We start from the raw sequence: 12,171 nt of genomic DNA, 5'->3' as shown, positions 1-12,171 counted from the left end.
CCTAGCCGAGTCCTTTCAAAACTTTCGTTTAAATCCGTTTAAATCGTTTTCAAAAACTTAAAAAACTCACTCATCGAAAAATCCATCAATCCCGACATCTGCATAACCAGTAATGGTAAGCTGATGAACAGAATAATGAACCCCATCATTGCCGTCACTGGCGCCAATGTCATAATCACATTGATCTGTGGCACCACACGGCTTAATAGCGCCACACCGAACTGGACTACCATCATGGAAATCATCAATGGTGCTGCTATTTTAATGCCAATAATAAAGAAGTTTTGAACTCTCATCACCACCTCGGCAAACGCTCCCACTTGAAAAGTCATTTGCGCCACTGGCGATGTGTTAAAGCTTTCCACTAGACCTTGAATCATCAAATGATGTCCGTTCAAAGCTAAGAATACTAATGTTGCAATCACTGTATAGAATTGCTCCATCGCATTTCCCATGGAACCCATCATCGGATTGAAGATTTGTGCCTGTCCTAAACCCATTGAAATCGAAACCATTTCACCCGCCATTGAAATGGCAAAGAAGAAAAGTCTTGTTACAAACCCTAGAATCAAACCAATCGCCACTTCACGTGCAGCTAATAGGATCAATTGGTCTTGCAGTCCATGTAAGCGCACCAGTGCTTCATTCGTCGCCACCGGAGGAAACACAACCACAGCAAAAACCAGTGAAAACAAAATCTTCACTGGCGCCGCTATAGACTGCGAACTGAAGATAGCAGCAGATACGACGAAGGCTGACATTCTTAAAAGAATCAACGCAAACATCAAAACCTGAACTTCATTCAGTTGAGAGATATTAAACACGTCCTATTACCCTCTTACTATCGTTGCAATGCTTTCGAAAAGATTCGTCGTATACGAACTCATCGTTTGTAGCATCCACGGTCCTACTAAAATCAAAACAATCGCCACCACAATCATTTTTGGCACGAAAGTTAATGTGTTTTCGTTGATCTGAGTCAACGCTTGAAAAATACTGATGATCAAACCGATGATCAGTGTGCTCAACAGCAAAGGCGCTGATAACAAAGCTAATGTTCTCAGCGCATCTTGTCCTAAAGTGATGACAATATCTTCACTCATATCTTATTCCTTTACCTCAGCCGAAGCTCTTCATCATGGAACCAATTAATAGCGTCCAGCCATCAACTAGAACAAAAAGCATAATTTTAAACGGCAAAGAAATGACAATCGGAGGAACCATCATCATCCCCATGGCCATTAAGACACTGGCCGCGAGGATATCGATTATTAAAAATGGAAGAAAAATAATAAAACCTATCATAAATGCTGTTTTGAGCTCAGATACGATAAAAGCAGGAACCAAAACCACTGTTGGCACATCTGCGCGAGTTTTAGGCTGTTCAATTTGTCCTAATTTTACGAAAAGTGCCAAGTCTTGGTCACGTGTCTGAGAAAACATAAATCGGCGCAATGGTACCAAAGCGTTTTCCATCGCCTGATCTTGCGAAATCGAATTAGTTAGATACGGCTGCACCGCTTTTTGGTTAATTTCATTAAATGCAGGAGCCATTACAAAGAAAGTTAAGAACAAAGATAAACCAACTAAGAGTTGATTAGGTGGCAACTGTTGCACACCCATTGCTTGTCTTAAGAAAGACAAAACGATCAAGATACGAGTAAAACCCGTCATCATGATCATAATCGCCGGCGCTAAAGTCAGAACTGTTAGAACCATTACCATCTTGATGGCGTTAACCACCTCAGTTGGATTTTTAGTTGTCTGGAAGCCCATATTTAAAGTCGGTAAAGTCACTTGAGCAAAAGCCCATGACCCCATCAATAAAATTGCAACCGGCAATAGAAGTTTAGCCAATCTCACGAAAATCTCCGCATTGATTTAATTTTTTTGCTAACTGTATCGGTAACTCCAGCAAACGAAAATTCTTCGTCTAACTCGTCCATCATGTCCGCTGGCGCACGATTCGCCTCTGGGGCTGCTGCTCTAGAAACGTTGGCTCTTTTTCCTTCAGCCGCCGCTTCCATTCCACCTGTTTGAGTCAATGAAGCTTGAAAGCTTTCTGGAACTTCTGCTGGGATTTCATCATCTAATAAAGACAATGACTTTAACATTGAAATATTCGTATCCGTCACACCAATCAAAATAGATTCACCAGCAACACGCACGATAGCTAGGCTTTTTTTCGGTCCCAAATAGTGCTGTGTTAATACTTTAATTTGCATGTTCGACTGATGAACTGTGTTCGAAAATTTGTAACGACGAACATAGTAATACGTCACTGCTAATAAAACAGCGATAATCACACCTGAAGCTAGCGCTTTAGAGGTCGCTGATCCAGACTCTGCTGCTTTTTTTCCATCAGCGATATTTAACGGAATCTGATCCTCAGATAATTTTGCCGTACTTTCCGTGTTAACCTTTGGCGCTGCTGCAGATTCAACAACCGCTGCTGGAGCAGCAGCGACTGCCGCCACATCCTCAGCCAACGCCGGAGTCAAAAATGCGCAAATCAAACTGAAAACCAAAAACTTTTTCATCATTTTAACTGCTCGATTCTTTCTGATGGAGAGATAATATCTGTCAGACGCACACCGAATTTTTCATTAACAACAACCGCCTCACCGCGAGCGATAAGTTTGTCATTAACTAGAACCTCCATCGGTTCACCGGCTAATTTCGCCAACTCGATAACTGATCCCTGAGTTAAGTTCAGTAATTCGCTTACTGGCATCTTTGTGCGACCAAGTTCAACTGTGACCTTCAAAGGAATATCCAGAATTAGATTTAAATTTCTGTCTTTCATTGAAGATGAAGTGGCATTACGACTTGCTTCTTCTTGCATGCTGCCTGACTGTTCCGCCATTTTATCCATTGGATCGTTTGACATATTTTCCTCTTATTTCTCGATTTGCTTTGTAATCTGCATTGCCACAGTGCCATGGTGAACACCGTAGTAACCTTTAAATTTTTTAACATTTTCAACTTGGATATCTAGTTCACCCGAAGAATCCTGAGTCAGTGGAATGATGTCTCCCACTTTTAAACCCATAAGATCTTTTAATTTGATCTCGGTTTCGCCCAAATTCACTTTAATATCGACATCTGTTTCCAATAACTGCTCTTTAATAATAGATGTCCATAGTTTCTTATCTGTTTGATCTGACTCAACTTGGAAACCAGTAGAAAGCTTTTGCTTGATCGGCTCGATAGTAGAGTAAGGAATCACAATAGAAATTGTTCCAGAGGCCTGCTCTAACTCAACATCAAATGTAGAGGCAATCACCACATCCGTCGGAGGCACGATACCAACGAACTGAGGATTGATTTCGGTTCTTTGGAAAGAACAGTCGATTTTTTCAATCGTCGACCATGATTGCTCAAGGTCATTAATAGCTAATTCCACTACTTTTTTAACGATTTGAAGTTCAATTGGAGTGAACTCTTTACCGTCCAATTTAGCGTAGGGACGATCAGCTCCACCAAAGAAAGAATCCACCAAAGCGTACGCTAATTTAGCTTCAATCACGAACAATGCCGAACCACGTAAGTTGTTGAAACGCAAAACGCTCATACAAGTTGGGATCGGTAACGTATTGATAAACTCACCGAATTTTAAAAACTCAGTAGACGTTAATGTGATAGACGCGATTTTTCTTAAAGAGGCAGATAAAGACACGCGGAAAGAACGCATGAATTTTTCGTAGATAACTTCTAATTGAGGCAAACGACCGCGGATAATACGGTCCTGACTGGTTAAATCGTAAGAAACTACATTTTTATCTTGGATGCCCGCAACACCTTTAATGCCGCCACCGCCACCGCCATCACCTGAGCCCGCCGCCGGAACATCACCATCAGTGACCGCAGCCAAAAGAGCATCAACTTCGCTTTGTGATAAAATCTGATTCAAGCGAGCCTCCTACTAGTTATAAAGCAACTCTGTGAAGTAAACGTTTACGATTTTTCCTTTACTTAAAAAGGAATTGATATTGTCTTTAATTTCACTTCTTAAAGCGTCTTTGCCTTCTGCAGATGAAACTTCTTCGTAACTTTTGCTAGAAAGAATAATAATAATAAAATCGCGGATTTGCGCTTTGCGATTATCGATCTCTTGGATAACTTCTTGGCCTCTTACCTCTAGCTCCATATTCACTTTTAAAACACGGCGGCCTTTAGTTCCGGCTAAATTAACAATGAAAGTTTCCAACGGAATCACTTTACCGATGTCATCCGGCTTCACTTGTTCTTCAGGTTTATTGATATCAGTGGGATCAATGATAATAGGTCTTTTATCCTCTTCGATTTGACGGCCTTTCCAAACCATAAAACCAACGAGCACCACCACCAACATGTTGACGACAACTAGACCAATAAGTAGATAAGGTTTCGACCCCGACGAATTGCCGGATTCTGTGGCTGCTGATTCTGTCGATGCTGCTTTTTCTTCAGCCAAATTATCCTCCTTGATAACGACCTTTTAAAAATGACACTTCCGTCTTCTTCAATATCAGCAACAGTAGTGCCATATAAACTTAGGTCTAGAGGAGCCACTTTTGGGCGTCCTATGTCAAAAAAATGAGGTCTGGCAGAATGGTCTAGGAAAAAACAGACAGTAAAGTTGACTAGTCCTGTTAATTTTTTGTCGGCGTCAGGACTCGACGAAGATCGCAGTCTAGGCGTAGATACGACAAAGGCCCAGCCTGCGGACTGAGCCTTTTTTGCGGTTAAAATTAGTTTATATGACCGGGTCTTAAGGGATAATTGTAGCTAGGATCATCGTCCCAACCCTCGTCTAAAAAGCCTTCGGTTTCTAATTTTTTTAAATCATCTTCTTCATCTAACAATTCGAATAACAACTGTAGCAAATCATCTGTCGTCACAATCCCCACGACATCTTCATTTTGCGCCACCAACATAGAGGAAATTTTAAATTTCAACATCTGATCAATGATCGTTTTGATGTTGGCACTTTTCTTCACGACACGTACTCGCGGAGTCATAATCTCTTTGATCGACTCTGCTGTATCACGCGCTTTGGCGATGTCAGTTACCGAGATAATTCCTGAAAGTTCATTGTAAGAATCCACCACTGGCAAATGGCGAATGTCGTGAGTTTTCATCAGCGATGCCGCTTCAGCAATACTTTTTTCTTCAGAGATAGAAATCAGATTCGAAGACATAATAGCGCTCGTTAAAAACGTCATAAGGCAACTCCTTGTCCTGAGACAGTTATAACACCCCACTTCCTTGTGCGGAGTGAACTATTCGTATTAGAATTGACGTTACCTTCTTGCCTTTGCAGCAAGACGAATGCGCGATGAAGAAAGCGCAACACAGGACTTAAGTCGCTGTCAAATTTTCAAATTCTGAATTTTCTCTAGGAACTGCTCGACCAAGGACGCGTTACCAGCCACCACTGTGCTTTCAAACGGATGAAAAGGCTGTCCGGTAAACGTTCTGACAATGCCGCCCGCCTCTTCAACTAAGAGCTGTCCGGCCGCTGTATCCCATGGTTTTAAATTTCGTTCCCAGAATAAATCAAAAACTCCCGATGAAACCAGCGCGATATCATAAGCCGCAGCACCCGCACGACGGATTCCGCGCGTCTCTTTCACCATGCTGGAAAAAATCTGAATCTGATCGGCGATCAGTTCGGGAATTTCAGTGGAAAAACCTGTGGCTAACAGGGCCTCAGAAAATTTTTCGGTTTTGGAAACAGACACTCTTTTTCCATTGCAGAATGTGCCTTTTCCCCTCTCGGCCACAAAGGTTTGATCCAGCATCGGAACATCCACAATCCCCAGTTCAATCAATCCGTCCACCTCTAGCGCCAACGAGATACAGAAAATTGGAAATTGATGGATGTAGTTTGTGGTGCCATCCAGTGGATCTAAAATCCAGCGAGCCCCTTTCTGCTGACGGCTCAGGTGAAGGTTTTCAGCGAATGTGGTTTCTTCACCCAAGAAGTCCACATCGGGACAGTGCTGTTGCAGGTAGTGCTGGATAATGCGCTCGGACTCGCGGTCCGCTTCGCTGACGAGGCCCAGCTTGTCTTTGGACTCAATATTGTGAATTTTACCAAAATATCCCAATAAACAGGCTCGTCCGAGCTTTACGGCCTCTATAGCTGCTTCATACCTAGACTTTTTCATATTTTTTTACCCCGAATTGACCATTTTTTTGTCTATAGGTTACACTGTAAGAACCACGTAAGTTTATATCTTGAGCCCTTACAGGCTTAAGTCTACAGTCGAATTCTGGTGAGGTCTAGATGAGTCAAAGAACAGATAGCATGATTAAGCTGGCACTTGTGTTTTTCGTATCCCTGCTTTCATTTTCTATCGGGACATACGTTGGTAAGAAATATTCGGATAACCAACACAAGCTGTCATTATTAGAACCAAAAGCGGAAGCTACAGCCGTAGCCCACACGCGTACAGCAGGTGAAACAATGCCTGAGGCGATGACAGGCCATGAAGGTGTCACTTTCCCAGATGCCGATTCTTTAGCGGGCCACAAGCCTGCGGCATTAACGGATCTTGAAGTAGCCAAACTTGCAGAAGAGTTTGCCGCTGATGACGAAGGTACATCTTTAGATACAGAAGACGGCGAAAGTGTTGCTGTGGCTAACGTTAAAGATGAAAAAATCGTGGGCACTCTGAAAAACACAGCTCCGCTTGTAAAAAATGCGGAAGTGCCGGTGATGAATGTAGAGGCGACAAAGCCTGTTGCAAAAGCTCCGAGTGTGGGCACAAGTGCACCCGTTACCTCAGCTCCTAGAGCTGAAGACCGTGTTCCTGCCAGTGTAAATCCTCAAAAGATAGCGGCAAAACCTGCGGCTAAAGAGGCTTCACCGATGTTCACAGTGCAAGTTGGCGCTTATCCAACTGAAGCTGAAGCTGCCGATATGACTCAAACTTTACAACGCCAAGGCTACAAAACGTCCTATGTTCCAGCCAATGTGAATGGCAAAACATGGTATCGCGTAAGTGTCGGTTTATTCGGCACTATCAAAGAAGCTCAAGATTATAAAACTGAATTCCTCTCTAAAACTAAATTGGGTTCAGCGATTGTCCAACGCGTTTCCGCTCAGTAATTGACTCCTTGCTGGTCGCATTTCGTCGACCAGCGTCAAGTCCCAATTATCTCGAAAATATCATCATTTGTAGGTATTTAGTTAGGCCATGAGTTCATCGAATAGCCTGACCCATCTTTTAAACCCAGAACAAAAACGTGCCGTCGAAACCCTGAATGGTCCATTGCTTATTTTAGCTGGCGCAGGCTCTGGAAAAACGCGTGTGTTAACTCATCGTATGGCGAACCTTATCGCACAAGGGATGGCCTCTACAGATGAAATTTTATGTGTGACTTTCACGAATAAAGCCGCAAAAGAAATGGAACATCGAATTTTCAAAATTTTGGCGGACCTTTCTGTACCTGTGACGCGTGAACTTTGGGTAAATACATTCCACTCATTTTGTGTGCGCCTTCTACGTCAGCACATAGATCTATTGGACTATAAAAAACCTTTTACCATCTATGACTCTGGTGATCAGCTCGCGTTAATTAAACGAGTTATGACAGCGTTGAACATCAACGACAAAATGTTCCCTCCAAAAAATCTTCAATCACGTATTAGTAATGCGAAAATGCTAGGATTAACTCCAGATGCACTTCGTGCAGGATCACCCTTAACAAAAATGGACCCTAAGTCTTTAGATGTTTTCACTCGCTATGAAGAAGAGATGAAACGCGCCAATGCTTTAGACTTCGATGACTTATTGTTAAAGACTTATGAACTCTTCCGAATGTATCCCTCTATACTCGAGTTTTACCAAAACAAATTTCGCTACATTATGGTGGATGAGTATCAAGATACAAATCACATCCAGTACCTTTTGGTGCAGATGCTGGCGAAAAGCCATCGCAACTTGTGCGTGGTCGGCGACGAAGATCAATCTATTTACTCATGGCGCGGAGCTGATATTTCGAACATCTTGGATTTTGAAAAGGACTTTCCTGAGGCCGTTGTTGTTAAGTTAGAAGAAAACTATCGCTCTTCTGCAAACATCGTCAACGCCGCAACCAAGTTGATTTCTAACAACTCTCAACGTAAGGAAAAGACATTATTCACGAACAATGCTGAAGGTGATCTGATTCAAATACGTGAAGAGCGTAACGAATACGACGAAGCTCGTTTTGTGGCTAAAACTATTCAAAGCTTAATGTCATCTGGTGAAAATAATCTGAACGACTACGCTATTTTCTATCGCACAAATGCTCAGTCACGTGTGCTGGAAGAACAGCTTAGAACTTTGGCTTTACCTTATCGCTTGATCGGCGGCATTCGCTTCTATGAACGTGCCGAGATCAAAGATCTTCTTTCTTACTTACGCCTGTCGCAAAATCTACAAGATGATATGGCCCTTAAGCGCATCATCAATGTTCCTGCGCGTGGCATTGGAAAAACAACTGTTGAACACCTCGAACAAAAAGCCAATGAATCAAGACAGTCTTTATACAGCACGATTCATCAAGCCATTTTAGATCGCAGCTTCAATGCTGGAACTACGTCCAAACTGCGACGCTTTATTGATTTGATTGATGATCTTACGGCTCAGCAGAGTTCTTTTAAACTATCTGAATTCTATGCCATCGTTTTAGAAAAGACAGAATATGTGATCTCTTTAAAAAAAGAAGACACTCCGGAAGCGGAAGCTCGTATTGCCAACTTAGAAGAACTAGATAATGCCATCGCACAATTCGAGCAAGAACGCGGCGAAGAAGCCTCTTTGTCCAACTACTTGGAAGAGCTCACTTTAGCTTCGGATCAAGATCAAGTGGATGGTACAGTTAATGCCATCACCATGATGACCCTGCATATTTCAAAAGGTTTGGAGTACCCATTCGTTTTCATCGTGGGCTGCGAAGAAAACCTATTCCCCGCTTTCCGCGGCAACGAAGAGTCAGCGGATGATCTAGAAGAAGAGCGCCGTCTTGCCTATGTAGGGATGACCCGTGCCCGCAACAAACTGTGGATGACTCACACAAAAATCAGACGAGTTTGGGGACAAGAACAGATGAATCCGCCGTCCCGATTCCTAAAAGAAATTCCAAAGGAGTTCACACAGTTTTCATCAGCCACATTTGCTTCATCGCCATCTCGTTTTGCCGCACAGAATTCTTCGCGCTATGGCAGTGGTTCTTCCTCTCGTTCAGGCTACGATGAATATGCACAAACAAGCTATGATGATGATTTCTCACAATCAGATAACTATGTGCCGAAAAGCAGTGGTTACACGAAGGACCAACGTGTGCGTCATCCTACATTTGGTGTGGGGAAAATTTTTTCGACAGAAGGCTCTGGGGATACATTGAAAATCAGTGTTCTATTCCAAGATAACACAATCAAAAAATTCGTAGCGAAATACGCGCGCCTCGAGAAAGTGTAATCACTTTCTCGGGCTATTTAGCTTTAGTATTTTTGCACGCACAGAATCGTGTGATACCCCTGTGGGCTTTGATATGTCATCGACATCTGCGTGCCGGCAGGAACTGAATTCAAGTTATAATGTGTAGATGTTATTCCACCAGTTTGGCGATTGTAGATAGATAGAAACAACATACGCTCATTGCATTCAACAAAGCGATCATCATCCCAACATTTTTCTGAACTTAAACTCGCACTTAAAGCAATTCCATCAATTTCAAAACGCCTATCTTGAGTGTTCATATCAGTAGCCTTGCTCCATTCTAAGCGCTGACGAACATGTCCGATTGTCTGCTCGTTCACTTTTTTACCTTGGCTATCAATTTCCGTGGTGTAACGAGTTAAAGTACATTCTAGGTCTTTATTTTCTACAGCTAATGCAGATACAGAGGAAGCAAGAACGATCATAGAAACGATTATGGCTTTCATTAAGAACTCCTTATTTGTTTTTCGATGACAGCTTTATAACCTGTTTTTCTGATTTCTTACGTCAAGATTGCATTAAGGTGAAAAAGTTATATTCTAGCTCTCTACATGAGCTTAGATTTGTCACCATCACCCCCTACCAACTTAGTAGCGCGCCAGCAGCTATTGGGTTTTATATGCGTTTTATTAGCCGGCGCGGGATTTGGCTTTCTTGGTATCTTTGGCCGCTTAGCCTTCCAAAGTGGGCTGAGCGTAGGAGAACTTTTAAGTTTCCGCTTTATTTTAGCTTCGCTCCTTATGGGGATTGGTCTATTGCTTTTTAAACCACAGCTTCTGCGGATCAGTAAAAATCAATTCTTTGTTTGCGCGGGGCTTGGTATTTTAGGCTACGCTGTTTTTTCGACGTTCTACTTTAAAGCCATCGAGGGTATCTCGGTTCCCTTAGCCGCCTTATTACTTTTTACTTTTCCCGTGCTCGTTAACCTAGGAGCCCACTTTATCTTTAAAGAGCGGCTCAGCATACGGCAATGGATCAGTCTGTCGATTGCCTGTGTGGGCTTAGGCATATTGTTATGGGGCCCTTTAATCATAAACTCGGCGATCGCCGTTATGTTTGCATTAGCTGCGGCCCTGTCTTACGCGGTTTACGTGCTGGTCAGCGGACGCTACCAAAAAGAGATCTCGCCCATTACCTCGAGCTTTTACGTGATCGTCTTTGCGACCATTGCTCTTTGTATTTTTCATCGACCTGACTTTGGTAAAATCTCTACTTTTACTGCAGAACAGTTCCTTATTATTTCGGGGATCGCTTTAATTTCAACAATTGCACCCTTGGCTCTTTTCCTAACAGGCATCCAAAAGCTTTCGAGTTCTAAAGCCTCTATTATTGCCATGATTGAGCCGGTTGTTGCCGCTGTAGCAGCCGCCTTGCTATTAAATGAACAACTGAGTGGATTGCAACTGGTGGGAGCTATTCTGGTTTTATTGGCTCTGGTTTTAAATGCTTTGAAATAAATCTTAATATCTACTCACGATTTAATTGATTTTTTGAAGCTCGCAAATGATTCCACTCGTCTAAATACAATTCGTAATCTAGCGGTTTGATAATACTGGTCGGATCGGGATTAATATATTCCGCCTGCACGCCATCCCATCCTGTGAATTTACGTCCTTGTGCACTGACCTCTGTCTCAAATTGTGGAGAATAGTAGACCTTACCACCACCATTAGGAATATCCACAGAAAGGTTCGGCATCGCCAATCCAGAAAGATGTCCCCACAGTTCTTTTTGGATTTCTAACGAGTCTTCAATCGTAGTGCGCAAGTAATCCGTTCCAATCGAAGGGTCACATTGAAACATATAGTAAGGTTTAACCCGCAAGAACAATAATCGACGAGAAAGGGCTTGTACGATGGCCGCATGGTTATTGACCCCATTCAATAATACCATCTGATTCATGACCGGAATGCCATTATCCACAACGCGGTCAAGAGCCTCTACCGCTTCCTGTGTCAGTTCGCGCGGATGGTTGAAATGTGTCATCAAAAATACTGGTTTATGTTTTTTAATAATACGAACCAGATCATCTGTCATTCGCATCGGAGCCACCACTGGCATGCGACTTCCAATACGAATAATTTCAACATGATCAATGGATCGCAGATCGTGTAATACCCGTTCTAACTGTCCGTCAGAAACAGTTAAAGGGTCTCCGCCAGAAAGAATGACTTCTCGTATTCCTGTTGTTTTTTTTATATAAGCTAAGGCATCTTCGTATTCATTCTTTTTAACAAAGGCCTGATCACTTCCAGTAAAATGTTTGCGTGTGCAATAACGGCAATACACACTGCAGATATCCGTTATCAAAAAAAGAACCCGATCCGAATAGCGATGTACAATTCGAGACGTCGGATGATTGCTGGCCTTACGTTCACCTAATGGATCCAACTGAGACTGACTCGGATCAAACAACTCTTTTTCGTGTGGCATTAATATACGGCGAATGGGATCTTGAGCCGCCTTTTGAGATGCCAACGAAGCATAATAAGGCGTGGCGCGGACGTTGAAAATCTCGCTCCCTTTTTCAAAAGCGTGAGTTTCTTCTGAAGATAGCTCAAAGTAAGACGCAAAATCAGCTTTCGTTTTTAACGAAGCTCTCAATTGCCATGTCCAGTCCATCCACTGAGACAGGTCTAAATCTGCGGGTCTAGGGGCACTTTGAAATTCCAACTTCATAGCTGATTTTATATAC

Annotated in this window: 14 protein-coding genes; 3 read left to right on the top strand and 11 right to left on the bottom strand. The window is 42.6% G+C overall.

Annotation, left to right across the window (positions count from 1 at the left end; translation table 11 throughout):
• Positions 1-38: 38 nt before the first annotated feature.
• From fliR to A11Q_RS03010, 9 genes are all read right to left on the bottom strand, one after another.
• Positions 39-824: a flagellar biosynthetic protein FliR gene (gene fliR / locus A11Q_RS03050; protein WP_015469322.1), complete on the bottom strand. Its 786-nt coding sequence runs from the start codon at positions 822-824 to the stop codon at positions 39-41.
• Positions 825-830: 6 nt separating this feature from the next.
• A complete protein-coding gene (fliQ, locus tag A11Q_RS03045; RefSeq protein ID WP_015469321.1) occupies positions 831-1,103 on the bottom strand; it encodes a flagellar biosynthesis protein FliQ in 273 nt (90 codons plus the stop codon).
• A gap of 16 nt (positions 1,104-1,119) precedes the next feature.
• Entirely contained in the window at positions 1,120-1,863 is a 744-nt protein-coding gene (gene fliP, locus A11Q_RS03040; protein ID WP_015469320.1) for a flagellar type III secretion system pore protein FliP, read from the bottom strand.
• Positions 1,860-2,543 (bottom strand): flagellar biosynthetic protein FliO, encoded by a 684-nt coding sequence (gene fliO, locus A11Q_RS03035; protein WP_015469319.1) that lies wholly within the window; start codon positions 2,541-2,543, stop codon positions 1,860-1,862. The genes fliP and fliO overlap by 4 nt, the downstream gene beginning before the upstream one ends.
• On the bottom strand, positions 2,540-2,890 hold the full coding sequence (gene fliN, locus A11Q_RS03030; RefSeq protein WP_015469318.1) for a flagellar motor switch protein FliN: 351 nt from the start codon (positions 2,888-2,890) through the stop codon (positions 2,540-2,542). Before fliN ends, fliO begins: the two co-directional genes overlap by 4 nt.
• Positions 2,891-2,899: 9 nt before the next feature.
• Positions 2,900-3,913 (bottom strand): flagellar motor switch protein FliM, encoded by a 1,014-nt coding sequence (fliM, locus tag A11Q_RS03025; protein ID WP_015469317.1) that lies wholly within the window; start codon positions 3,911-3,913, stop codon positions 2,900-2,902.
• Between the two features lie 12 nt (positions 3,914-3,925).
• Positions 3,926-4,456 (bottom strand): flagellar basal body-associated FliL family protein, encoded by a 531-nt coding sequence (locus tag A11Q_RS03020; protein WP_015469316.1) that lies wholly within the window; start codon positions 4,454-4,456, stop codon positions 3,926-3,928.
• Between the two features lie 277 nt (positions 4,457-4,733).
• Complete coding sequence (locus tag A11Q_RS03015; RefSeq protein WP_015469315.1) at positions 4,734-5,207, bottom strand: CBS domain-containing protein; 474 nt, start codon at positions 5,205-5,207, stop codon at positions 4,734-4,736.
• Between the two features lie 147 nt (positions 5,208-5,354).
• Positions 5,355-6,155: an inositol monophosphatase family protein gene (locus A11Q_RS03010; RefSeq protein WP_015469314.1), complete on the bottom strand. Its 801-nt coding sequence runs from the start codon at positions 6,153-6,155 to the stop codon at positions 5,355-5,357.
• A gap of 119 nt (positions 6,156-6,274) precedes the next feature.
• Here A11Q_RS03010 and A11Q_RS03005 point away from each other — a divergent pair, with 119 nt between their 5' ends.
• Entirely contained in the window at positions 6,275-7,099 is an 825-nt protein-coding gene (locus A11Q_RS03005; RefSeq protein ID WP_015469313.1) for an SPOR domain-containing protein, read from the top strand.
• An 88-nt stretch (positions 7,100-7,187) separates the two neighbouring features.
• Entirely contained in the window at positions 7,188-9,455 is a 2,268-nt protein-coding gene (locus A11Q_RS03000) for an ATP-dependent helicase (protein WP_015469312.1), read from the top strand.
• A gap of 23 nt (positions 9,456-9,478) precedes the next feature.
• Here A11Q_RS03000 and A11Q_RS02995 read toward each other — a convergent pair whose 3' ends face one another.
• Positions 9,479-9,922 (bottom strand): hypothetical protein, encoded by a 444-nt coding sequence (locus tag A11Q_RS02995; RefSeq protein WP_015469311.1) that lies wholly within the window; start codon positions 9,920-9,922, stop codon positions 9,479-9,481.
• Positions 9,923-10,039: 117 nt separating this feature from the next.
• Here A11Q_RS02995 and A11Q_RS02990 point away from each other — a divergent pair, with 117 nt between their 5' ends.
• A complete protein-coding gene (locus tag A11Q_RS02990; protein WP_158320347.1) occupies positions 10,040-10,933 on the top strand; it encodes a DMT family transporter in 894 nt (297 codons plus the stop codon).
• Between the two features lie 10 nt (positions 10,934-10,943).
• On the opposite strand, the gene A11Q_RS02985 is transcribed toward A11Q_RS02990, so the two are convergent.
• Positions 10,944-12,155 carry a KamA family radical SAM protein gene (locus A11Q_RS02985; RefSeq protein ID WP_015469309.1) on the bottom strand — a complete coding sequence of 404 codons (1,212 nt, stop codon included), beginning with the start codon at positions 12,153-12,155 and terminating at the stop codon, positions 10,944-10,946.
• Positions 12,156-12,171: the final 16 nt, after the last annotated feature.

The organism is Pseudobdellovibrio exovorus JSS (assembly GCF_000348725.1).
Classification (GTDB): domain Bacteria; phylum Bdellovibrionota; class Bdellovibrionia; order Bdellovibrionales; family Bdellovibrionaceae; genus Pseudobdellovibrio; species Pseudobdellovibrio exovorus.
This window is presented reverse-complemented; position numbering and strand designations above follow the sequence as displayed.